Origin of the sequence: Cyanobium sp. BA5m-21, assembly GCF_024346235.1 — a bacterium.
Lineage (GTDB): Bacteria > Cyanobacteriota > Cyanobacteriia > PCC-6307 > Cyanobiaceae > Cyanobium_A > Cyanobium_A usitatum.
The window spans coordinates 41,364-63,927 of record NZ_JAGQCO010000003.1 but is presented as its reverse complement, the minus strand read 5'-3'; the positions used below and the strand labels follow the sequence as shown (position 1 = coordinate 63,927).

Here is a 22,564-nt window from a genome sequence, read left to right as displayed (position 1 = left end):
CACTGAAGTCACTGTCCAAATTGTGTCCTTGCTCCGTTCTCTGCAGCGTTTGAGCAAGGTCCCCTTTGCTGCCCGTCCCACCATGCAGGACTGGCCTGGACTGATCGAGGCCTATCGCCGCTGGCTGCCAGTTTCAGAGCGCACACCCGTAATCACCCTGCGGGAGGGCTCCACACCCCTGATTCCAGCCCCCGTGATCGCCGAACGAATCGGCCGCGGCGTCAAGGTCTATCTGAAATACGACGGCCTCAACCCCACCGGCTCCTTTAAAGACCGGGGCATGACCATGGCGATTTCCAAAGCCAAGGAAGCCGGTTCTGAAGCAGTGATCTGCGCCAGCACAGGCAACACCTCGGCCGCGGCGGCCGCCTACGCCAGCCGCGGCGGCATGCGGGCCTTCGTGCTGATCCCAGATGGCTATGTAGCCCAGGGAAAACTGGCCCAAGCCCTGCTCTACGGCGCCGAGGTGATCGCCATCCAGGGCAACTTCGACAAAGCCCTGGCGATCGTGCAGGAAGTTGCCAACAAATACCCGGTCACCCTGGTGAATTCGGTGAACCCCTACCGATTGCAGGGGCAAAAAACCGCCGCCTTCGAGGTGGTGGATGCCCTTGGTGAAGCGCCGGACTGGCTATGCATCCCGGTTGGCAACGCCGGCAACATCAGCGCCTACTGGATGGGATTCAACGAGTACCTAAAAGAGGGCCATTGCCGCAAGCTGCCCCGAATGATGGGCTTTCAAGCGGCGGGTTCTGCTCCTTTGGTCCTGGGCCACACGGTTGAGCAGCCAGACACCATCGCCACAGCGATCCGCATCGGCAACCCGGTGAATCGCGAAAAAGCCCTAAACGTGCGCAGCGAAAGCGGTGGCAACTTCATGGCCGTCACCGACGCTGAAATCATTGATGCCTACAAGCTGCTGGGCAGCGGCGAAGGCGTGTTCTGCGAGCCAGCTAGTGCCGCCTCGGTCGCAGGCCTGCTCAAGCACCACCAGGACGTGCCCCAGGGAGCCACGGTGGTTTGTGTGCTCACCGGCAACGGCCTCAAGGATCCAACTACCGCCATCGAAAACAATGACGCCCGCTTCCATACCGGTCTGGAGGCGGACACCGCCAAGGTGGCCGAAGTGATGGGTTTTTAAACAAACCCAGACCTGACCAAAACCTTCAACCAATCAGCAAAGCGTCTGCTGAACAGCTGGGGAAAAGGCCCTGGAAACCGCGGAGAAGCTCTCGCCTTGGCCAAGCTCCTCAATCCCAATGTTTTCCACACCTGCTGGAAACGGCGGAAAAGCTGATTTTTACCCCAGCTAGCCCAGGCCAAACCCCAGGGCTGATCCAGATCAAACCCAGCTGCAGCGGAGAGTTTTTCGGTTTTCCCCGGTTTCCTCAACCCCTACTAATACGATTTTAATTTCTTTCTTGAACTTGATCAATCAAACCCTTAGAAGAGCGCAGCAAGACGGATCACCGGCGTTGCGGAATCAGCCGCCCTGTGGAAGCGTGGGGTCACCCTTGATCAAGCCGTCAGGCTCCCCAGCACAAACGCCATGAAGCTGGTCTGCTCCCAGTCTGAACTCAGCTCCAGCCTGCAGCTGGTCAGCCGGGCCGTGGCCAGTCGCCCCACCCATCCGGTGCTGGCAAACGTGCTGCTCACCGCTGATGCGGGCACGGGTCGACTCAGCCTCACCGGTTTTGACCTCAGCCTGGGTATCCAGACGAGCATCAGCGCCAGCGTTGAAACCAGCGGCGCCATCACCCTGCCCGCCCGGTTGTTTGGCGAAATTGTTTCGCGCCTCTCGAGTGATAGCCCGATCACGCTGAATTGCGCTGAAGGTTCCGAGCAGGTGGAGCTCACCAGCCTTTCGGGCAGCTACCAGATGCGGGGCATGCCTGCCGATGATTTTCCTGACCTGCCCCTAGTGCAGAGCGGTACGCCGATTCGTCTGGAAGCAGAAGCCCTGGTTAAGGGTCTGCGCGCCACCCTTTTTGCCAGCAGTGGCGACGAAGCCAAGCAACTGCTCACTGGTGTGCACCTGGGCCTTGATCCGGCCGGGCTGGAATGTGCGGCAACCGATGGCCATCGCCTGGCAGTGCTCAGGCTTGCCCATGCGACCGCCTCTGCGCAAAACGAAGCCGAGGAGCCTTTTGCCGTCACCGTGCCAGCTCGCTCGTTGCGGGAGCTGGAGCGTCTGCTCTCAGGACGTCAATCTGAAGAGCCCTTGAGCCTGTTCTGTGATCGCGGCCAGGTGGTGTTCCTTTGGGCCGACCAGGTGCTCACCAGCCGCAGCCTTGATGGCACCTACCCCAACTACCGCCAGCTGATTCCAGAGAGCTTCACTCGCACGATCAATCTCGAGCGCCGCGCTCTGGTGTCGGCTCTTGAGCGAGTCGCTGTGCTTGCTGACCAGCACAACAATGTCGTCAAGCTCAGTGCCGAGCCCGCCACCGGTCAAATATTGATTCAGGCCGATGCCCAGGACGTGGGCAGTGGTTCTGAAGGACTCGCTGCCACCATCGAGGGTGAAGCGATTCAGATTGCCTTCAACGTGCGCTACTTGCTCGATGGTCTCAAGGCCATGGCCTGTGATCGGGTGCTGCTGCAGTGCAACGCCCCCACCACGCCGGTGATTTTGACTCCTGCGGAAGGGGATCAATTCACCTACTTGGTGATGCCCGTTCAGATCCGCAGCTGACGTTGGCTCCCCTTCCGGAGCAGGTGCTGCTGAGTGAGTTACTGCGCCGGCATGTTCGCTGCGATCAGGGGCTCGATCACGGTGCGGGCGTGCAGGTGTGGATGCATCCCCCTGTGCATCGGGTGCTGGGTTGGGTTTCAAAACCGTCGGCTTTTGGCAATCGCCGGGAGGTGTGGCGTCTCAACCAGTTGCGAGGCATTTCTGAGCTGGAAGCACTTGTGCAGGGTGAACCAGCTGAAACAGAGCTTGGTGTGTTGGAGAAGCTGCCGACTTTGATCGATGCGGCTGTGCTGGATCGCCGCCAGCAACCGATCGGCACCTTGGCTGATGCCGCCATCGAGTTGCGTAGTGGCCGTATTCGCCATTATTTGGTGAGTCGCAGTGATCCACGCCTGCCGGGCAGTAGCCGTTGGCGATTGAGCTTGGATCGCCTGCTGGATCAGCAGCCCGGCCAGGTGCTCACCGCGCTGGAGAGCATCGACGACCTGCCCCTAGCCCGGGCAAGTGTGCGGCAAGAGTTTTTGCGTCGTTCAAGGCGGTGGCGCGATCAGGTGCAGGAGGCGGGCAACCGATTTGAGGAGAGGCTGGAGGGCTGGCTTGAGGAGCCGCCCTGGCAGGAGCCGGAGGGGTTAGATCAGCCCTACGAAACTGATGCCCCCCCTCGCCGCCGCCGTTCTGGACCGCCTGCTGATGATGAAGATCCCTGGATTTGAACCTCGCTTAGACCAGTTCCAGTTGCTGTGAGACCCGCTCGGCGAGACTGGAGTGATCTTGCCCAGCTGCACGTGGTTGCCGCCTCTTTCGAAGCACCGGCCTATTCGGTTCCCGATGCCCTCAAGAAGGAGAACCTCAGCCAGGCCGACTACGACGAGATCTGCTGTCGCCTCGGCCGCGCTCCCAACCGCGCTGAGTTGGGCATGTTTGGGGTGATGTGGTCGGAGCACTGCTGCTACCGCAACTCGCGGCCGCTGCTGCAGGGCTTCCCGACCACCGGCCCGCGCATCCTGGTGGGCCCTGGCGAGAATGCAGGCGTGGTGGATCTGGGTGAAGGCCAGCGCCTGGCCTTCAAGATCGAGAGCCACAACCACCCCTCGGCCGTGGAGCCGTTCCAGGGCGCGGCCACCGGCGTTGGCGGCATCCTGCGCGACATCTTCACCATGGGAGCCAGGCCGATAGCCCTGCTCAATGCCCTGCGCTTCGGTCCCTTGGAGGACGAGCGCAACGTGGGTCTGATGGAGGGCGTGGTGGCCGGCATCGCCCACTACGGCAACTGCGTGGGCGTGCCCACCGTGGGTGGGGAGGTGGCGTTTGACCCCAGCTACTCCGGCAACCCCTTGGTGAACGCCATGGCCCTGGGGCTGATGGAAACCGAGGAGATCGTCTGCTCCGGTGCTGAAGGAGTGGGTTACCCCGTGGTGTACGTGGGCAGTACCACCGGCCGCGACGGCATGGGCGGCGCCAGCTTTGCCTCCGCTGAGCTCACCGAGGCCTCCCTGGATGATCGCCCTGCCGTGCAGGTTGGCGATCCCTTCCTTGAGAAGGGACTGATCGAGGCCTGCTTGGAGGCATTCCAGAGCGGTGATGTGGTGGCGGCTCAAGATATGGGCGCCGCCGGCCTCACCTGCAGCTGCTCGGAGATGGCCGCTAAGGGGGGGCTGGGAATTGAGCTGGATCTCGACCGCGTGCCCGCCCGCGAGGCCGGCATGACCGCCTACGAGTTTTTGCTGAGCGAATCCCAGGAGCGGATGTTGTTTGTGGTCAAGCCCGGCACGGAGCAGGCGCTGATGGCGCGCTTTACGCGCTGGGGGCTGCAGGCAGCAGTGGTGGGCCGGGTGCTGGAAGACAACATCGTGCGGGTGCTGCAGCACGGCCAGGTGGCGGCCGAGGTTCCCGCCAGCGCCCTGGCGGACGACACGCCGATCAACCACCACACATTGCTGAGCGAACCGCCTGCTGAGATCCAGGCCCACTGGCGCTGGAGCGAGACCCAGTTACCAGCTGAGTTGCCTTTCAGCTGGGATGGGGCCCTGCTGGCCCTGCTTGATGACCCCACCATCGCCTCCAAGCGCTGGGTATACCGCCAGTACGATCACCAAGTGCAGGCCAACACCGTGGTGCCCCCCGGCGGCGCCGATGCGGCCGTGGTGCGGCTGCGGCCCCAGCAGGGCGAGGGCGCCATGGCGGCAGCCAGCCGTGGCGTGGCGGCGGTGGTGGACTGCCCTAACCGCTGGGTATCCCTCGATCCCGAGCGCGGCGCCATGGCGGCGGTGGCCGAGGCGGCCCGCAACCTCAGCTGTGTCGGCGCCGAGCCCCTGGCGGTGACGGACAACCTCAATTTCCCCTCGCCGGAAACCCCCACCGGCTACTGGCAGCTGGCGATGGCCTGCCGCGGCCTTTCGGCTGCTTGCAGCGCCCTGGATACCCCTGTCACCGGCGGCAACGTCTCCCTCTACAACGAGACCCGCCTGCCCGATGGCCGCATGCAGCCGATCCACCCCACCCCCGTGGTGGGCATGGTGGGCATGGTGCACAACCTTGAGCACGTGCGCGGCCAGGCCTGGCGCCAGGCCGGCGACGCCATCTGGCTGCTGGGGGTGCCGTTGGAAACAGGTGAGGCTCCCGCCGATCCCCGCTTGAGCCTGGCCGGCAGCAGCTATCTGGAGCGGCTGCATGGAGCCGTCACGGGGCGCCCGCCCGAGATTGATTTGGTTCTGGAGCGTTCGGTTCAGGGCTTCCTGCGCCAAGCGATTGCCCAGGGCTTGGTGGCTTCCGCCCACGACCTCAGCGATGGCGGCCTGGCGGTGGCTGCGGCCGAGTGCTGCATCGCCACCATTGCTTTAATACCTCTGGGGGCTGAGCTGGAGATCCCGGCCAGCAGCACCCGGCTGGATCGGCTGCTGTTTGCCGAGGGTGGTGCCCGCATCCTGGTGAGCGTGCCCGCCGATCAGGATGCCGCCTGGCAGCAGGCTCTGGCGTTGGCTGAAGTGCCGGCAGAGCGGCTTGGCGCGGTTACAGCTGCTGCCAGCCTGGTAATTCGCCAAGCAGGCCAACCTTTGCTTGAGCAGAGCCTGGCGGCATTGGAGGCCTGCTACGAGCAGGCCATCCCGAGGCGAATGGGCGATGGCGCTCGTGCAGAATGAAATTTCACCGTGATTGTTGATGGGCCTGTGCTGGTGATGCGTCCGGACAAGCCCGAGGAAGCCTGCGGCGTCTATGCCGTGCTGGCGCCGGGGCAACCGGTGGCCAACCTCACCTACTTCGGCCTATACGCCCTGCAGCATCGGGGCCAGGAATCGGCAGGTATCGCCGTGTTTGATGCAGAGCGCAAGGTGCGCCTGCACAAGGACATGGGCCTGGTGAGCCAGGTGTTTGATCAGGCCGTGCTGGAGCGCCTCACTGGCGATCTAGCCATCGGCCACAACCGCTATTCCACCACCGGCAGCAGCAAGGTTTGCAACGCCCAGCCGGTGGTGCTCAACACCCGCATTGGTCCTTTCGCCCTTGCCCATAACGGCAATTTGGTCAACGCAGCCGAGCTCCGCCACGACCTGGCGTCCATTGCCAGTGAGCTCACCTCCACCACCGATTCCGAACTGATCGCTTTTGCGATTCAGCAGGCCGTGAACCGCGGCCTGGATTGGGATGGGGCGATTAGGGCCGCTGCCGAGTGCTGCCGCGGTGCCTTCAGCCTGGTGATCGGCACCACTGATGGCCTTTTCGCCCTCCGGGATGGCCATGGCATTAGGCCTTTGGTGTTTGGTCATATCGGTGAAACGCAGCAAGCCCAGTGGGTGGTGAGCAGTGAGTCGTGCGGGCTAGACATCATTGGAGCCGCCTTTGATGGCGATGTGGAGCCCGGCGAAATCATCCATTTCCGTCCAGGCCAAGCCGAACCCAGCCGCAGCCGTTGGTGCGAGCAGCCCACCAAGCTGTGCGTCTTCGAGATGATCTATTTCGCCCGGCCAGATAGCCGCTTTTTTGGCGAATCCCTCTACAGCTACAGGGTGCGAATCGGCGAGGCCCTGGCCCGTGAAACACCGGTAGAAGCCGACATCGTCATCGGCGTTCCCGATTCCGGTATTCCGGCGGCGATTGGCTACTCCCAGCTCAGCGGTATCCCGTTTGCTGATGGCTTGATCAAGAACCGCTACGTGGGCCGCACCTTCATCCAGCCCACCCAGGCGATGCGGGAGGCCGGCATCAGAGTGAAGCTCAACCCCCTGCCAGATGTGCTCGCCGGCAAGCGCGTTGTGGTGATCGACGATTCAATAGTGCGGGGCACCACCAGTCGCAAGTTGGTGCAAGCCCTGCGGGATGCAGGGGCCACCGAGGTGCATATGCGGATTAGTTCGCCGCCAGTCACCCATCCCTGCTTTTACGGCATCGATACCGATACCCAGGACCAGTTGATTGCTGCGCGCCTCACCCTGGAAGAAATCGCCGCCCACCTTGGCGTCGATTCACTCGCTTACCTGAGCAAGCAGGGCATGGTGGATGCGGCCCATGCCAATTCCTCCCACTTCTGCACCGCCTGCTTTGACGGTGCCTATCCCATCGAAATGGACGAGCAGGTGAGCTCCAGCAAGCTGATGCTTGAGCCGGCTGGCATCGCTGCCAAGGTGCTGCAAGAGCTCTAAGGGCTGCTTGGTTCCCTTGGCAGTTAATTGATTGGCAGTTAGTTGATAAGAGGAATCAGTTCTTGAATTTGCTGTCCTTGGGGCAGCTTCAGGTTGATTCCAGTGCCGCTGGTGTCTTCGCCCTCCAGCTCGTTTAGGTCGATGCGGCAGCTCCAGCCCTTATCAGTCAGTAGTCCCAGCACGGCGCTTCCAACCGCAGTACCGGTTGGGCTTTGCAGGTCGACCAGGTAATCGCCCCGTTCTTGCAGCCGCAGGCCGATCTGACCCATGTCGCCCCGCTGACAGGGCCGCAGGCTGGACACCAGCAGCCGCTTCAGTTGCCCACTGGCGGTGGCCAGCACCACTGTGCTTTGGTTTGCGTCGTTGGTTTCCGCTTCCTTTGCAGGTAGGCAGGCGGCACCCACCAGCTGCTCACCCGGCAACAGGCGCATTAATAGGGGGCCTTGGGCAGCGCGCCCCATCAGGGGCAGCTGGGTTTCATCGAGGCTTAGCCGCAGCACGCGGCCCGTGCTGCTCGCCACCACCAGGGTGTCTCCTTCCTGGCCGGCCACCACCCGCTGCAGGGTCACGCCCTCCTTGAGCTTGAGCACGGTGGTGGCCCGGCCAGACAGTTCCTGAAACTCCTCAATCGGCAGCCGTTTGAAGCGCCCGTCGCTGCTTAGCAGTCCCAGGCTGCCTTGGCTGGGTAGGGGAAGCACCTGCACCACCGCTTCGCCTTCAATGCTGTCGGGGAGGAAGCGCTCCAGCTTCCCCGGTTGCTGACCGGCGAATTCCCAGCGCAGTAAGGCCACCCGGCCACTACCCGTGAAGGCCAGCAGCAGCGGTTGCTCGGCGATCGGCAGGATTAAGCGTGCTGGCGAGGGGTGCTCCCCTAGTTCTATTGCCTCATCAAGGTGCAGGCGCCCCAGCATCTGGGAGCTAATGATTTTCACGGCTCCATCGGCCTGGATCAGCAGCCGGCTTTCGGGGGCTAGGGCACCAAAGGCTTGCTGGCGCTGCAGTTCGGCGTTGGGGCGGATGGCTGCGGCTCGCTGGGCCACTAGGGCATCGCCGCCCTCCACCAGCCGGGTGCGCCGGGGCGTGGCAAAGCGCTTGCGCAGGGCTTTGAGTTCGGCCACCAGGGTGTCGAGCATCACGGTGCGGTCGTCGAGCAGGTGGCGCAGTCGCTCCCGCTCCACGGCCAGTTCGGCAGCTTCCTTGCGCAGGCTTTCCTGTTCAAGGCCCGTGAGGCGCCGCAGGGGCATCGACAACACCGCATCGGCCTGACGCTCGCTCAGGTCGAGTTGCACCTGTAGGGCCGCCCGGGCACTGGCGGCATCGGGCGCCGCGGTGATCAGGGCGATCACCTGCTGCAGGGCATGGAGCGCCTTTAGTAGGCCCTCCACCACCTCTAGGCGGTCTTCGCAGCGCTTGAGGGCGTGACGGGTGCGGCGGATCAGGGTCAGTTCCCGGTAGTCCAGGAATTCCTGCAGCAGGCGCCGCAGGTTCAGCTGCACCGGCTGGCCGTTTACCAGGGCCAGCATGATGGCGCCGAAGTTACTTTGCAGGGCGGTACGGCGCTGCAGGTCGGCCAGCACGGTTTCGGCGTTGGCGTCGCGGCGGAGTTCAATTACCACCCGCATGCCTTCACGGTCGCTTTCGTCGCGGATATCGGCGATGCCGCCGATCTTGCCGTCGTTTACCTGCTCAGCCAGTTTCTCGATCCAGCCGGCTTTACTGAGCTGGTATGGCAGCTCGGTGATCACCACGGCGCCGCGGCGATGGCGTCCCTTTCCGGGCTGTACCTCCTCGATGTGGGCGACTCCCCGCATCGGGATGCTGCCGCGGCCCACGAGGTAGGTATCGCGGACTCCTTGCCCCACCAGCACTTCGCCGCCGGTGGGAAAGTCCGGGCCGGGCACTAGCTCCAGCAGCTTTTCATCGCTTAGCTCCGGTTTGCGAACTAAGGCGATCAGGGCATCCACCACCTCGCCCAGGTTGTGGGGCGGGATGTTGGTGGCCATGCCCACGGCGATACCGGTGCAGCCATTTAGCAGCAGGAAGGGCAGCTGGGCTGGCAGCACCGTCGGCTCTTGCTGGGAGCCATCGAAGTTGGCCGCGAAGTCAACGGTGTCGGCGCCGATTTCATCCAGCAGCGCTTCGTTGGCGATCGGAGCCAGGCGGGTTTCGGTGTAGCGCATCGCCGCCGGGGGGTCGTCGTCGACGGAGCCGAAGTTGCCGTGGCCATCCAGCAGGGGATGGCGGCTGGCGAAGGTTTGCACCTGGCGCACCAGGGCGTCGTAGACGGCCTGATCACCATGGGGGTGGTACTTGCCGAGTACGTCGCCGACGACCCGGGCGCATTTCCGGTAGGGGCGATCCGGGGTGAGCCCCAGCTCGTGCATCGCAAACAGGATGCGGCGCTGCACTGGCTTGAGGCCGTCGCGTGCGTCCGGCAGGGCCCTGCCAACGATCACGCTCATGGCGTATTCGAGGTAGGACCGCTGCATCTCCAGGTGCAGCGCAATCGGTTCGATGCGGGCGTCGTTGCCCGGTCCGATGGATTCGCCTGATCGCTCCTCGGCCATCCGGTGTTGGGGTCTGGGGCAGCAAGCTGGGGCTCAGCCTACAGATGATGTCCAGGCCTCCCCATCTACTCCTCGTCGCTGCTTTCGCCCTCCGGGCTGGCATTGGCAAGGGCCCGATCCACCACGGGTTTGAGTTCGGCCAGCTTGAAGAGTTCGGCGGTGCTGCTGCGTAGCTTCGGTCCCCAGAGCTGGTCCTTCTGGTGGCTGTCGAGCACGTAGTTGGGTTCGGTGTCGAGGGCCTTGCCAACCAATTCGACAGCTTCGCTGCGATTTTCCGGACCGATGGCAAACAGACTGGCAGCCAGGGCCAGGGTTGGTTCAGCCGCATCTGGCTTGATCTTCAACACCTCGCGCCAGCGGCTGATAGCCGCCTTTTTATTGCCCTGCTCGAACAACACCAGCCCCTGGTTGTTGAGGGCTTCCCAGAAGCCTTTGCGCAGGGAAGAGGCCCGCTCAAAGGCAGCCAAGGCTTGGCCGCTCTGGCCTAGCAGGATGCGGGCGTTGCCCAGGTCGAAATAGGCGCCGGCGTTGCGCTTATCCAGTTTCAGGCCTTGCTCCAACAGGCCGATGGCCTCACTGGGTTTGCCGGCCCGTAGGGCTAGGGAACCCTCGGCAAACCAGATTCCAGGGTTGCTTGGATCGAGTTTCTTGGCCTTGGCCAATGAGGTGCCGGCCTGTTCAAGCTGGTTGCTGCGCAGCTGGGCCTCAGCCAGCAACACCCAGCCGCGGGGATCTTCTGGTAGCAGCTGCACAGTCAGGGCAGCCAGCCTGGCGGCGTCCTTGGCTTGACCAAGTCGCAGCAGCCGGGCCGCCGCCTGGGCGATGCCCAGACCGGCAGCTTCGAGTTCCTGCCGTTGGGGCACGTACACGTAGGGCACCAACGCCCGGGCGGGCAGCCCCGCTGTCAGCAGCAGCCCGAGGGCAGCGGGCAGCAGGGCAGTTCTGAAATCAGGGCGCGACCAGCGCGGAGCCATTACGGGGAGACGGGTTTGGCCAGCCTAGGCAGTGCCGCTCCGGCTGGCCCGCAGGTTGCGCCGCCACATCCAGGGTTTGAGTCGGCGCAGGGCCGAGGCTCGCAGCTTGGTATCCCAGTCGGCGTCGCTCCACCCCAGGGCTTCCTCGGCCTGCAGGTTCAGCAGCCAGGGCCGGGGCTGTAGATCCGGATCTTCACTGCTTCGCAGCGGCTGTTGATTCCAGGGACACACGTCCTGGCAGATGTCGCAGCCGGCGACCCAGCCCTCCAATTTGCTGGTGATCGCTTGCGGCAGTTCGGGATCGCGGTTTTCGATGGTGTGAAAGGCCAGGCAGCGGCGGCTGTCCACCACGAAGGGCTCGGTGATGGCGCCGGTGGGACAGGCAGGCAGGCAGCGGCTGCAGCTGCCGCAAAGGGGTGTGGCGGCAGCATCGGCAGGCAGCTCCAAGGTGGTGAGCAGGTGGCCCAGCAGTAGCCAGGAGCCACGCTCGCGATTGATCAGGTTGCCGTTTTTGCCAATCCAGCCCAGGCCGGCCTGCTCGGCCCAGGCCTTATCCATCAGCGGTGCACTGTCGACGCAGGCCCGCCAGCCCACCCCAGGCACCTGCTGCTCCAACCAGCGACCCAGCTGGCGCAGGCGGCCATCGATCACCCGGTGGTAGTCCCGCCCCCAGCCGTAGCGGGCCACCTTGAGCGCCCCCGGTGCCCGATCGGCCTCCACGTAGTAGTTGAGGCCCACCGCCAGCAGGCTGCGCACCCCGGGCAGTAGCTGCTCCACCGCGCGCCGGCGCGGGTCGGCCATCCAAGCCATGTCGGCTTGATATCCCGCTGCAAGCCAGCGCTCCAGGGCCGCCGTGCGCAGCTCTAGGCGCTCTCCGGCTGGTACGGCGGCGAGGCCCACCGGGTCAAACCCAAGCTGCTGGGCTTGCTGTTTTAGACGGAGTGCAAGGTCGTGGTGGGCGTGCAGCGTCATCGCCCGTACAGTTGCGCCGTTGTCTAAATCTGCCGCGAGACCCTTCTGTGAGCACTGCTTCCTTCGGCCGCCTGGGCCACCTGTTGCGCTGGCTCGGTCTCACCCTGGTCGTGATCTTCGGGTTGCACCTTTTAGCCATGTTGGCCAGCTGGAACTGGGCTCTGGAGCCGTTCCGAGCCATGTTCGCCGATCGCCTAGTTGGCGAGGCGCCGATCGCCCTGGTGGGCCTGCTCCTGATGTTGCTCGGTAGTCGCCTCGACCATCCCGCCGCCGGGCGTACCCCGCTCCGCTGGAGCGTGGTGGTGCTCTCCGGCTTGCTGGCGTTGGCGATGGTGGTTGCTGTTCCTCTGTCGATCACTTCCACCCAGAACCTTGAGCAGCAGGCCATGCAGGCCGATGCCGCCCTCGCCCAGCAGACCAGCGAGCTAGAGCGCCAGAAGCAGCAGCTTCAAGATCCCGCCTTCATCGATCAGTTGGTTGCCCAGGGCGAGCAGAGCGGCCAGCTCCCTGCCACCGATAGTTCGGAGATTAAAAAGCAGAAGGCTCGCAGGGTCATCGACACTCAGATCAAACCCCAGCTTCAGCGTGCTGAGCAGCAACTTGGCCAGGCCCGTTTGGGTCGTGATCTGGCCATTCAGCAGCGTCGCTTCGTGGGCACCGGCACAGCGGTGGTGCTGGCTATCGGCTTCGTGCTTTTGGCCTTAGTGGCCCTGCTGTGAGGACGGCTGGCTAAGTTGAAAGCAGATTGCTGCAGGCCGGATCTCCGGATTGTCACTTGGTTCAATCCAGCCCCAGATCGGATCAGCCCCTAGGGGATCGGCTTCAATCCGATCTTAAGAACGATTTGATCGCTGGTTTGCTGGTGGTGATTCCACTGGCAACCACGATCTGGTTGGGCACCACGGTTAGCCGTTTCGTGCTGGCGTTTCTCACTTCTATCCCTAAGCAGTTCAATCCCTTCAATACCCTCAATCCGGTGTTGCAGGAGCTGATCAACCTGGGCGTTGGTCTACTGGTGCCCCTGCTCGGCATCCTGTTGATCGGCCTGATGGCCCGCAACATTGTTGGTCGCTGGCTGCTTGAGTTTGGCGAAGGGACTCTGCTGCGCATCCCCCTAGCTGGCTCGGTTTACAAAACCCTCAAGCAGCTGCTGGAAACTTTCCTCCAGGGCAACTCCAGCAAGTTTCGTCGGGTCGTGCTGGTGGAGTATCCCCGCGAGGGTCTCTACGCCCTGGGCTTTGTGACTGGCGCGATCGGCTCTGCCCTGCAGGCAGGCTTCACTGAGCCCATGCTGAGTGTGTTCATTCCCACTGCGCCGAATCCAACCACCGGCTGGTACACCGTTGTGCCAGAGGGTTCTGTTAAGGATATCGAGATCTCGGTGGAGGATGCTTTCCGCACGATCATTTCCGCCGGCATCGTCAACCCCGACGAGCGCTCCACCCCCAATCGCAGCTTCTCCAGCCTGCTGGCCCAGCTGCGCACCCCCCAACTTTCCTGAGGCAGAACCCACCTGATGCAGAGCCGCACCCTCTCCCGTGAACTGGCCCTGCTGATGCTTGGTCAGACCAGTGATCGCGGCTCGTCTGCCCCGGCCTTGCCAACTGGCATGGAGGGCCTGTTGCAGCAGGTGCTCGCCACCCTCAGCCAGGACGTGCGTGAGTCCCTGGATCGCTCCGCCGAAGACTTGCAGGCCGCCCAGCAGCAACTGCTTGATAGCGAGTTGCAGGAGCAGGGTGAGCAGCAGTTGCCCCGGGTGCGCCAGCACCTCAACGCCGGCCTGGTCGCGGCTGAACAGGCCCTTAACCGCCTTTCTGCAAGCCTGGAGTTGCCCCGGCTGCTGATGCTGGCCGACCAAGATGAGGTTCGCCTAGGCGCCATTGCCCGGGTCGAGGCCGTGCTGCGCGACCGTCAGGCGATTGATGAGCGACTGGATCGTGTGATGGAGGGATGGCGTCTTACTCGCCTGCCCCGCATCGATCGGGACATCCTGCGGCTGGCAGCCGTAGACCTCGAGAGCTTCCGCACCCCCCCTGCTGTGGCCTGTAACGAAGCCGTGGAGTTAGCCAATCGCTATAGCGATGAGCAGGGCCGCCGCATGATCAACGGGGTGCTGCGGCGCTTTACGGCAGCTCGTTCCGCGGCGGAGGCCTGAGCAAGCCATGGTTTACGACTGGTTTAATCGCACCGGCCCATCCCCAGCTGACCCATCAGCAACCCCGCCGCCAGCTTCTGAACAGGTTTCGGGTCAGGGTCCAGAACAGGCTCAAGAACAGCCTGTTGAGGTTTCCTCCGATCCCAACGCTGAGGCGCTCGAATGGGCCCGCCAGGCCTACGCCCGCCTCAAGGCTCAGCAGGAGGAGCAAAAGCGGCGGCAGCTTGAGCCCGAATCTGCCACTGAGCCCCCTCTTCCAGATTCTGTACAGCCTGTACTGATCAATACCCAGCAGCCCGAACAGGGTCTTGAGCAGGATCCTCAGCAGGTTGCCCAACCGGCCACTCCAGTGGCCGCGCCCCTTTCCCTGCTGGAGCAGGCAGCGGCCCAGCGGGCCGAACGTCAACAGGCGATCACGGCTCCAGGAGCTCCCGCCCTTGAAGCCCCTGCAGCGCCCGAACTAGCTGAGCCCAGCTTGGGCGCTTTCGACGCCACCTTCACCTGGTCGGCTGAGGTACTCGCGGCCCAGGGCAAGCGGGTTGATCAGGTTTCGCTTGAGGAGATCGACTGGCTCACTCGTTTGCGCCAGGGCCTCGAGAAAACCCGCCAGGGCTTGGTCACCCAGCTGCTCGACAACCTGGGTGATGACCCGCTTACGCCAGAGGTGGTTGATGGTCTGGAAACCACCCTGCTGCGGGCAGACGTTGGGGTGGAGGCCACCGACCGGGCCCTTGGTGCCCTGCGCCAGCGGCTCAACCAGGAGGTGGTGGATCCCGCCGAAGGCCTGCGCTTCCTTAAGGAGCAGCTGCGCGCCATTCTCGACCAACCGATCGAGGCCAGTGGCCAGCCCCTGCTAGCCCCCCGCCGCGAGCAACTCAACGTATGGCTGTTGGTGGGGGTAAACGGCGTGGGCAAGACGACCACGCTCGGCAAGCTGGCCAACTTGGCGGTGCGCAGCGGCTACAGCTGCTTGATCGCTGCTGCTGATACTTTCCGGGCCGCGGCGGTGCAGCAGGTGCAGGTGTGGGGTGAGCGCAGCAAGGTGCCGGTGATCTCCAATCCCAGCGCCAATGCGGATCCAGCGGCCGTCGTCTACGACGCCATCGGTGCTGCCCAGGCCAAGGGCACTGAGCTGGTGTTGGTGGACACGGCTGGCCGCCTGCAGACCAAGCACAACTTGATGGAGGAGCTCAGCAAGGTGCGCAGGATTGTCGACAAGCTGGCGCCGGAGGCGGTGGTGGAGTCGCTTTTGGTGCTGGATGCCAGCCAGGGTCAGAATGGCCTGCGTCAGGCCATGGCTTTTGCCAAGGCCGCCGGACTAACCGGCGTGGTGCTCACCAAGCTCGATGGCAGCGCCCGTGGTGGTGTGGCCCTGGCCGTCGCCTCTGAAGCCAGGCTGCCAATCCGTTTCATTGGCGCTGGTGAGGGTATTCGCGACTTGCGCCCCTTCAACAGCTTTGAGTTTGTTGAGGCCTTGCTGGCTCGCTGAGGTCCTGCTTGCCTTGGCCGGTAGGGCACTTGCCCGCTTCGCCGCTATCTTGCGAAACCGCTGCGGCCGCACCGTGCCCAATCGGTGAGCAACAAGCCGCCCCCCCATCCGGTTTCTCCCCAGGGTCCGGCCCTGTTGTCGGCTGCAGCCTCGCTGCGGCAACTGCTCGATAGCCTCAGCCGCGAGCAGCGGCGCAACCAGGAGCTGCTGGCTTCCTTGGCTTTTGCCCTGCGCAGTTTCACCAATCTGGGTCGCTTTCTGGAGCTGGTGCCGCTGGTGGCGGCCCGGCTGGTGGAAGCCGAGGGGGCAGTGCTGGTGGTATTCCACGAGGATGGCCGCCTCTGGCGCGAGTATCTGCAGGCCACGCCTGCCGAGCCCTGCGCCGAGCTGGTGCGCCAGCTGGCGGCGTTGGCGGATGGGGATTTGGCAGCTCTCAGCGGTGATGCGGCTGTGGCGGCCTTGCTTGATCAGCGGGTGGGCCGGTTGCTGGGCGAAGCCCAGGTGGTTGCCACATCGGTGGTTTCCCGCAGCCTCCAGCGAGGCCGCCTCTACATCTTCAGCAATCGGCAGGGCTTTGCCTGGAGCGAGGTGCATCGCCGCCACCTGCAGCTGGTGGCCGACCTTGCCGCCGTGGCTCTGGAAAACGAGGCCCTGCTCCAGACCATGCGGCGCCACGAGCGGCTCGATCGCCAGCTCAGCATCGGTGCTGAAATCCAGGCCCAGCTGCTGCCGGACCGCTGTCCGGTGATCGATGGCGTTGAGCTGGCCGCCCGCTGCCGCCCCGCCTTCCAGGTGGGTGGTGACTATTACGACTTCATCCCCACCCGCCCCCAGCTGCTGGGCCGCCGCCGCGAACAGGCCCGCTGGGCGCTGGTGATGGGCGATGTGATGGGCAAAGGCGTGCCGGCAAGCCTGCTGATGACCATGCTGCGCGGCATGTTGCGGGCCGAGGTGCTGAGCGGCCACTCCCCCGAGCGCATCCTTCACGACCTCAACCAGCTGGCCCAGGAAGACCTGGCCCAGTCGCACCGGTTTGTGACCCTCTTTTATTCCGATTACGACCCCCGCACCCACCTGCTGCGCTACGCCAATGCGGCCCACAATCCGCCGTTGATCTGGCGGCGCCAGCGCAACCAGGTGGAGCGCCTTGATGCCCCAGGTCTGCTGATTGGTTTGCAGAGCGAAGCCGATTACGGTCTTGAGCAGATCGTGCTGGATCCAGGCGATGTGCTGCTCTATTACACAGATGGGGTGACTGAGGCCACTGGCTTCAGCGGCGAGCGCTTCGACGAGGAGCGGTTGGTGCTTCAGCTGCAGGTGGCCTGCCGCTCCGGCATCGGCGCTCAGGGGATTCTCGACCAGCTGTTTGCCCGGCTCGATCGCTTCGTGGGGGCAGACCGGCAGCTCGACGATGACGCTTCGATGGTGGTGCTCAAGGTGAAGGAGGAGCTGATGCTGCCCTCCCTGCCAAGCTGATTACCTGCCTAGCGCCGCCCGCCGAGCCCCGAATGGCTGTTGATTCCACTGCGTCTACCTGGAGCCAGCGTTTCGAGCAGGGCCTGCATCCGGCGATCGAGCGCTTCAACGCTTCGATCGGTTTTGACATCACCCTGCTGCAGCAAGACCTGGACGGCTCCATCGCCCATGCCCGCATGTTGGGTAGTTGCGCTGTGATCAGCGAGAGCGAGGCGGCCCAGTTGATCGAGGGCCTGGAGAATGTGAGAGCTGAGGCAGCCAGGGGCGAGTTCAACCCCGGCCTGGAGGCTGAAGATGTGCACTTCGCCGTTGAGCGGCGTCTGATTGAGTTACTCGGCCCCCTGGGTAAGAAACTGCACACCGGCCGCAGTCGCAACGACCAGGTGGGCACCGACCTGCGTCTGTGGCTACGCGGCCAAATTGATGCCATTGACGGGGGCTTGTTGCGCTTTGAGCGGGCCCTGCTGGCTCAGGCCGAGTTGCATAGCACGGTCTTAATCCCCGGATACACCCACCTGCAGAGGGCCCAGCCGGTGTGTCTGGCCCACCACCTACTGGCTTACATCGAGATGGCCGAGCGGGACCGGGCCCGTTTGGCAGACGTGCGCGGCCGGGTGAATATCTGTCCCCTGGGGGCCGCGGCCCTGGCGGGCACGCCGGTGCCCATCGATCGGCGCCAGACCGCCGCCGAGTTGGGCTTTGACACCATCTACGCCAATAGTCTCGATGCGGTTAGTGATCGGGACTTTGCGGTCGAGTTCATGGCTGCCGCCAGCTTGGTGCTGGTGCACCTAAGCCGGCTCAGTGAGGAGGTGATTCTCTGGGCCAGCGAAGAGTTTGGCTTTATCGGCCTCACCGACCGCTGTGCGACTGGCAGCAGCTTGATGCCCCAGAAAAAGAACCCTGATGTGCCCGAGCTGGTGCGGGGTAAGAGCGGCCGGGTGTTTGGCCACCTGATGGGTTTGCTGACCATGATCAAGGGCCTGCCCCTCGCCTACAACAAGGACTTCCAGGAAGACAAGGAGGCCCTGTTTGACGGGGTGCGTACCTGCCTCGATTGCCTGGAGGCGATGGCGATTCTGTTTGAAGAGGGGCTCGAGTTTCGGCCCCAGCGCCTGGAGGCGGCAGTGGCGGCGGATTTCTCCAACGCCACTGATGTGGCCGACTACCTGGTGGCTAAGGGGGTGCCCTTCCGCGAGGCTTACCAGTTGGTGGGCGGCCTGGTGAAGGGCTGCCTGGCTGAGGGAATCCTGCTGCGCGACCTGCCCCTAGGGCGCTGGCAGCAGCTGCACCCTGCCTTTGAAGCCGACATTTATGAGGCCATTACTCCCCAGCAGGTGGTGGCGGCCAGGCGCAGCGAGGGGGGCACGGGCTTTGACCAGGTTGAGCAGCAGTTGCAGCAAATTCGGATGCGACTTGCCTGCTGAGAGCAGCCAGCTTTCGTCAGTCGTCTTAGGGTGGATCGGTTAGTGGCCCATTGGCCCACATGCATCGGTCCCGCGGCCGATCTTCAGTTCGTGAGTATTTTTGTCGGCAACCTTCCCTTCCGCGCTGAGCAGGAAGACGTGGCGGAATTGTTTGCACCCTTCGGTGAGGTGTCTAGCTGTTCCCTACCCCTTGAACGGGATACCGGGCGCAAGCGCGGTTTCGCCTTTGTTGAGATGGGCGATGAAGCAGCAGAGGCAAAGGCCGTTGAGGCATTGCAGGGTGCTGAGCTGATGGGTCGTCCCCTGCGCATCAACAAAGCCGAGCCTCGCACCGGCGGCGGCGGCGGAGCTGGTGGTGGTGGCCCGCGCCGGGGTGGTTATGGCGGCGGTGGCGGCGGTTACGGAGGAGGCGGTGGTGGTGGTGGAGCAGGCGGTGGCGGCGGTTATGAGGGTGGCGGCGATCGGGGATCTGGTGCCCGCGGCTGGGAAGATCGGAGCTATGGCGCTGGCAATCCTGCTGGTGGCGACAGCTTCGACGCTGGGCGCACCCGCCGCCGCCGCAGTGGCGGTGGCGATAGCGGTGGTGGCGACTTCTACGGTGGTGCCGAGGGCTAGTAGCCCCGCTCTGCCAGGGATAGGGCCGCGGCTGCCAGAACGCCAGCATCTGCGTCCCTTGCCCCTGCTTTTTCGGTGAGTTGCTGGCGCCAGCGTTTGGCGCCGCCTACCCCCTCCACCACATGTACTAGGTGGCGGGCGATGGGCCACAGCCGCCCGCCCCGACTGCGCCATTGCTCGGCGTAGGCAACCAAACCCCCCACCACGCTGGAGGCTGTGGCCAGCGGCTGGCTGTCGTCGGCGTAGATCTGCTGGTCCACCTGCCTCCACTGGAGGGGATGGGCATAAGCAGCTCGACCCACCATGGCCCCGTCCACCAATTCGAGCTGCTGCACGCAGTCGTCCAGGCTTTCCAGACCGCCGTTTAACTCGATGCTCAGTTGCGGTCGATCGCGCTTGAGGGCGTGCACCACGTCGTAGCGCAAGGGCGGGATCGTTCGGTTCTGTTTGGGATCGAGCCCCTCCAGCCAGGCTTTGCGCGCGTGTACTGAAAAGCGCTGGGCCCCCGCTGCCGCCACCGCATCCACGAAGGCCAGCAACTCGGCGTATGAGTCGCGCTCATCAATGCCGATGCGGTGTTTCACCGTTACCGGCAAGGGGCAGGCGGCGGCCATGGCGGCAACGCAGCGGGCCACCTGGTCAGGATCGGCCATCAGACAGGCCCCAAAGCGGCCTTTTTGCACCTTCTCGCTGGGGCAGCCCACATTCAGGTTGATTTCGTCGTAGCCCCATTCAGCCGCCAGGGCAGCGGCCTCAGCCAGCAAGCCAGGATCGTCGCCGCCCACTTGCAGGGCTAGGGGTTTTTCGATCGGATCGAAGCCCAGTAGGCGCTCCAGCCGCCCCCCCGGTGCGCTGGCATCAGGTGCTTGCCTGGCGTGGTGCAGGGCCTGGGCTACCACCATTTCGGTGTAAAGCAGGCTGCGCCTGCTGATCTGCCGCATCAGCACCCGGAAGTGCCGATCCGTGTAGTCCATCATCGGGGCCACACTGAAGCGATAACTGGCTGGATCGATCTGGCCCATCTCCCCATGCTGCCAATTCATGCTGCAGTTGTCGTGGCCGGTGGCGGTGCCGCCGGGTTCATGGCCGCCATCTGTGCTGCTGAGGCCGGCCTTGGCGATATCGCCCTGCTGGAAGCCACCAACGAGCCGTTGAACAAGGTGTTGATCAGTGGCGGTGGGCGCTGCAATGTCACCCATGCCTGCTGGGATCCTCGGGCGTTGGTGGGGCACTATCCCCGGGGCGGCCAAGCCCTGCGGGGTCCCTTTTCGCGCTTTGCTCCCGGCGATGCCGTCGCTTGGTTTGCTGACCATGGCCTCGAGCTGGTGGAGGAGCCGGACGGCCGCCTGTTTCCCCGCTCAAATCGTGCCGAATCGGTGGCAGCCACTTTGCGCCGAGCGGCCCTCCAGGCTGGGGTGGAGCTGCACACGGGGGTGAGCTTGCAGCGGGCCGCGGCAGCTGCTGCCGGTGGTTTTGACCTGCTGGTGCGGGGCGGCGGGGCGATCAGAGCCGATCGGTTGGTGCTTGCCACCGGCAGCCATCCCAGCGGCCGCCAGCTGGCGGCGGCCCTAGGCCATGGGCTGGTGGCGCCTGTGCCCTCCCTATTCACTTTGGCCCTGGCTGGCGATCCCCTGCTGGAGCTGGCCGGAGTGGTGATGGATCCGGTGGAGCTGGCTTTGCACCTGCCGCAGGAGCCCCAGGCCGCTCGGGCTGCCCAGCCTTTTCGCCAGCGGGGCCCGGTGCTGATCACCCATTGGGGTCTGTCCGGTCCAGCCACCCTGCGGCTCACGGCTTTTGCTGCCCGCGCCCTCAAGGCCAGTGGCTATCGGGGTGAGCTGCGCCTTGATTGGAGTGGTGGCTTGTCCCAGCAGGATCTTGAGGGCTTGTTTGCCGAGGCCAAGCGAGACCAGGCCAAGCGGCAACTAGCCAACTGGCGCCCCTGGCCCGCCCTCAGCCGGCGCCTATGGCTGGCCCTGTTGCAGCGCCATGGCCTAGACCCTCAGCAGCGCTGGGCTGACCTTGCTAAGCGGCACCAGCAGCTGTTGGTATCGGCGTTGCGTGATACCCGGCTGGCCATTACCGGGCGGGGCCCCTTCGGCGAAGAATTCGTGACGGCAGGGGGCATTCCTCTAGGTGAGGTGAACCTGGCGACGATGGAGAGTCGCCAGCAGCCTGGTCTTTATTTGGTGGGTGAACTTTTGGATGTGGACGGGGTGACGGGGGGGTTCAACTTCCAGCACTGCTGGAGCAGCGGCTGGCTGGCCGGCCAGGCTTTGGCTGAGAGTTATTTGATCTGATCAAACACCGAGAACATCGGTAGATACATAGCCAGCAGGATTGAGGCCACAATGCCGCCGACAAGCACGATCATGGCGGGCTCCAGCATGGAGGTAAGTGCCTTGACGGTGGCTTCCACTTCGTCTTCATAAAAGTCAGCCACCTTGGAGAGCATGGCGTCCATTTCGCCTGTTTCCTCGCCGATGGAGAGCATGCTGATAGACATATTAGGAAATACGTTCATGCGTCCAAGCGCCACACTTAACGGAATTCCCTGCAACACGTCTTGGCGGCTATTGCTAATTGCATCTGAGATAATGGAATTATTTGTGATTTCCCTAACTATGTCAAGTGACATCAAAATGGGCACCCCCGCGCGCGTTAGGGAGCTAAAGGTTCGGCAGAACTGGGCCGTTGCTGTTTTTTGAATCAATTCGCCAAACAGGGGGAGCTTGAGCACAAGGGCATCTACTCGCCGCCGGCCTATCGGTGTGGCATAAAACTTGCCAAATAGAAATACCCCGGCAATAAGTCCTAATACCAGATATAGAGAAAAGGTTGAGCGCAGTAGGCTGCTGAGGTCCACCATCATCTGAGTGAACCAGGGGAGTTCGGCGCCTAGGCCATCAAAAATACCGGCAAAGGTGGGAATGATGAAGATTGTCATTCCCAGAAAGACTGAGATGGCGATGAACAACACAGCCACCGGATAGCCCATGGCCCCTTTGATCTGGTTTTGCAGCTTGGCGTTGTCCTCAAGCAGTTTTGCCAGTCTCTTTAGGGATTCATCCAGCACACCGCCGGCTTCCCCCGCCTCCACCATGGCGATGCTGAGCTTGTCAAATACTTTGGGCCAGCGCCGTAGGGCTTCGCCCAGGGAGATCCCCTGGTTTACCTCCAGGCTGATCGATTGCAGGGCCCGTTTGAACAGGGGCATCTTTTGTTGAGATGCCATTAGGTCGATGCTGCGCACAATTGGCACGCCAGCATTGACAAGGGCCGACATCTTGCTGGCAAATACAGCTTTATCCTTGATGCCAGGTTTTGCCTCTAGCAGTTCATTGAGTTTGGAGAATTTGAGTTTTTCACTTAGTTGGGCTGCGGCACTTGATCCCGTCGCCGTGGTTTTCGGCTTGGCCTTGATTTCGGTGGCTCGGATGCCTCGCAGCCTCAAGCTGCGCTTAGCGTGGGCCGGATCGGTTGCCTCGATATCTACAAGGAATGACTTGCCTCGAGGATTGATGCAGGTGGCAACGAAGGCAGGCATGGCTTAGGAGTTC

Annotated in this window: 18 protein-coding genes; 13 read left to right on the top strand and 5 right to left on the bottom strand. The window is 63.6% G+C overall.

Features of this window, described 5'->3' with window-relative positions; genetic code table 11:
* Positions 1-82: 82 nt before the first annotated feature.
* The 5 genes from thrC to purF all read left to right on the top strand — a co-directional run bounded on the left by thrC (position 83) and on the right by purF (position 7,332).
* The gene (gene thrC, locus KBY72_RS01730) at positions 83-1,141 is read left to right on the top strand and encodes a threonine synthase (RefSeq protein ID WP_254992988.1); all 1,059 of its coding nucleotides are present in this window, start codon (positions 83-85) and stop codon (positions 1,139-1,141) included.
* Positions 1,142-1,549: 408 nt separating this feature from the next.
* Positions 1,550-2,695: a DNA polymerase III subunit beta gene (dnaN, locus tag KBY72_RS01725; protein ID WP_254960592.1), complete on the top strand. Its 1,146-nt coding sequence runs from the start codon at positions 1,550-1,552 to the stop codon at positions 2,693-2,695.
* Between the two features lie 2 nt (positions 2,696-2,697).
* Positions 2,698-3,408, top strand: coding sequence for an RNA methyltransferase (locus tag KBY72_RS01720; protein WP_254960591.1), 711 nt, complete (start codon positions 2,698-2,700; stop codon positions 3,406-3,408).
* Positions 3,409-3,480: 72 nt separating this feature from the next.
* On the top strand, positions 3,481-5,835 hold the full coding sequence (gene purL / locus KBY72_RS01715) for a phosphoribosylformylglycinamidine synthase subunit PurL (protein WP_254992968.1): 2,355 nt from the start codon (positions 3,481-3,483) through the stop codon (positions 5,833-5,835).
* A gap of 36 nt (positions 5,836-5,871) precedes the next feature.
* Complete coding sequence (purF, locus tag KBY72_RS01710; protein WP_254960609.1) at positions 5,872-7,332, top strand: amidophosphoribosyltransferase; 1,461 nt, start codon at positions 5,872-5,874, stop codon at positions 7,330-7,332.
* Between the two features lie 38 nt (positions 7,333-7,370).
* Here purF and KBY72_RS01705 read toward each other — a convergent pair whose 3' ends face one another.
* The 3 genes from KBY72_RS01705 to queG all read right to left on the bottom strand — a co-directional run bounded on the left by KBY72_RS01705 (position 7,371) and on the right by queG (position 11,845).
* Positions 7,371-9,899 carry a DNA topoisomerase (ATP-hydrolyzing) subunit A gene (locus KBY72_RS01705; RefSeq protein WP_254960589.1) on the bottom strand — a complete coding sequence of 843 codons (2,529 nt, stop codon included), beginning with the start codon at positions 9,897-9,899 and terminating at the stop codon, positions 7,371-7,373.
* A 65-nt stretch (positions 9,900-9,964) separates the two neighbouring features.
* Positions 9,965-10,873, bottom strand: coding sequence for a tetratricopeptide repeat protein (locus KBY72_RS01700; RefSeq protein ID WP_254992966.1), 909 nt, complete (start codon positions 10,871-10,873; stop codon positions 9,965-9,967).
* A 24-nt stretch (positions 10,874-10,897) separates the two neighbouring features.
* On the bottom strand, positions 10,898-11,845 hold the full coding sequence (queG, locus tag KBY72_RS01695; RefSeq protein ID WP_254960587.1) for a tRNA epoxyqueuosine(34) reductase QueG: 948 nt from the start codon (positions 11,843-11,845) through the stop codon (positions 10,898-10,900).
* A gap of 47 nt (positions 11,846-11,892) precedes the next feature.
* Here queG and KBY72_RS01690 point away from each other — a divergent pair, with 47 nt between their 5' ends.
* The 7 genes from KBY72_RS01690 to KBY72_RS01660 all read left to right on the top strand — a co-directional run bounded on the left by KBY72_RS01690 (position 11,893) and on the right by KBY72_RS01660 (position 19,007).
* On the top strand, positions 11,893-12,564 hold the full coding sequence (locus tag KBY72_RS01690) for an HpsJ family protein (RefSeq protein ID WP_254960586.1): 672 nt from the start codon (positions 11,893-11,895) through the stop codon (positions 12,562-12,564).
* Between the two features lie 56 nt (positions 12,565-12,620).
* Positions 12,621-13,346 carry a DUF502 domain-containing protein gene (locus KBY72_RS01685; RefSeq protein WP_254960585.1) on the top strand — a complete coding sequence of 242 codons (726 nt, stop codon included), beginning with the start codon at positions 12,621-12,623 and terminating at the stop codon, positions 13,344-13,346.
* A 15-nt stretch (positions 13,347-13,361) separates the two neighbouring features.
* Entirely contained in the window at positions 13,362-14,000 is a 639-nt protein-coding gene (gene nusB / locus KBY72_RS01680) for a transcription antitermination factor NusB (RefSeq protein ID WP_254941698.1), read from the top strand.
* 7 nt (positions 14,001-14,007) lie between these two features.
* Positions 14,008-15,489, top strand: coding sequence for a signal recognition particle-docking protein FtsY (ftsY, locus tag KBY72_RS01675; RefSeq protein WP_254960584.1), 1,482 nt, complete (start codon positions 14,008-14,010; stop codon positions 15,487-15,489).
* Positions 15,490-15,573: 84 nt separating this feature from the next.
* Positions 15,574-16,965: a PP2C family protein-serine/threonine phosphatase gene (locus KBY72_RS01670; protein WP_254960582.1), complete on the top strand. Its 1,392-nt coding sequence runs from the start codon at positions 15,574-15,576 to the stop codon at positions 16,963-16,965.
* A 32-nt stretch (positions 16,966-16,997) separates the two neighbouring features.
* Positions 16,998-18,392: an argininosuccinate lyase gene (gene argH / locus KBY72_RS01665; protein ID WP_254941695.1), complete on the top strand. Its 1,395-nt coding sequence runs from the start codon at positions 16,998-17,000 to the stop codon at positions 18,390-18,392.
* A gap of 90 nt (positions 18,393-18,482) precedes the next feature.
* Positions 18,483-19,007, top strand: a complete 525-nt coding sequence (locus tag KBY72_RS01660) for an RNA recognition motif domain-containing protein (protein WP_254960581.1) — start codon at positions 18,483-18,485, stop codon at positions 19,005-19,007.
* Here the strand turns inward: KBY72_RS01660 and dusA are convergent.
* A complete protein-coding gene (gene dusA, locus KBY72_RS01655) occupies positions 19,004-20,050 on the bottom strand; it encodes a tRNA dihydrouridine(20/20a) synthase DusA (protein WP_254960580.1) in 1,047 nt (348 codons plus the stop codon). The genes KBY72_RS01660 and dusA overlap by 4 nt on opposite strands.
* Between dusA and KBY72_RS01650 the strand changes: the two genes are divergently transcribed.
* Entirely contained in the window at positions 20,036-21,304 is a 1,269-nt protein-coding gene (locus tag KBY72_RS01650; protein WP_254960579.1) for an NAD(P)/FAD-dependent oxidoreductase, read from the top strand. The two genes, dusA and KBY72_RS01650, sit on opposite strands and share 15 nt — an antisense overlap.
* Here the strand turns inward: KBY72_RS01650 and KBY72_RS01645 are convergent.
* Positions 21,292-22,551: a type II secretion system F family protein gene (locus KBY72_RS01645; protein WP_254960578.1), complete on the bottom strand. Its 1,260-nt coding sequence runs from the start codon at positions 22,549-22,551 to the stop codon at positions 21,292-21,294. The two genes, KBY72_RS01650 and KBY72_RS01645, sit on opposite strands and share 13 nt — an antisense overlap.
* Between the last annotated feature and the right edge of the window lie 13 nt (positions 22,552-22,564).

Excerpts from the sequence above, each read along its gene's own strand:
- thrC (WP_254992988.1), top strand. The coding sequence starts at position 83 with ATGCAGGACTGGCCTGGACTGATCGAGGCCTATCGCCGCTGGCTGCCA.
- dnaN (WP_254960592.1), top strand. The coding sequence starts at position 1,550 with ATGAAGCTGGTCTGCTCCCAGTCTGAACTCAGCTCCAGCCTGCAGCTG.
- purF (WP_254960609.1), top strand. The coding sequence starts at position 5,872 with ATGCGTCCGGACAAGCCCGAGGAAGCCTGCGGCGTCTATGCCGTGCTG.
- KBY72_RS01705 (WP_254960589.1), bottom strand. The coding sequence starts at position 9,899 with ATGGCCGAGGAGCGATCAGGCGAATCCATCGGACCGGGCAACGACGCC.
- KBY72_RS01700 (WP_254992966.1), bottom strand. The coding sequence starts at position 10,873 with ATGGCTCCGCGCTGGTCGCGCCCTGATTTCAGAACTGCCCTGCTGCCC.
- queG (WP_254960587.1), bottom strand. The coding sequence starts at position 11,845 with ATGACGCTGCACGCCCACCACGACCTTGCACTCCGTCTAAAACAGCAA.
- nusB (WP_254941698.1), top strand. The coding sequence starts at position 13,362 with ATGCAGAGCCGCACCCTCTCCCGTGAACTGGCCCTGCTGATGCTTGGT.
- ftsY (WP_254960584.1), top strand. The coding sequence starts at position 14,008 with ATGGTTTACGACTGGTTTAATCGCACCGGCCCATCCCCAGCTGACCCA.
- argH (WP_254941695.1), top strand. The coding sequence starts at position 16,998 with ATGGCTGTTGATTCCACTGCGTCTACCTGGAGCCAGCGTTTCGAGCAG.
- KBY72_RS01650 (WP_254960579.1), top strand. The coding sequence starts at position 20,036 with ATGCTGCCAATTCATGCTGCAGTTGTCGTGGCCGGTGGCGGTGCCGCC.
- dusA (WP_254960580.1), bottom strand. The coding sequence starts at position 20,050 with ATGAATTGGCAGCATGGGGAGATGGGCCAGATCGATCCAGCCAGTTAT.
- KBY72_RS01645 (WP_254960578.1), bottom strand. The coding sequence starts at position 22,551 with ATGCCTGCCTTCGTTGCCACCTGCATCAATCCTCGAGGCAAGTCATTC.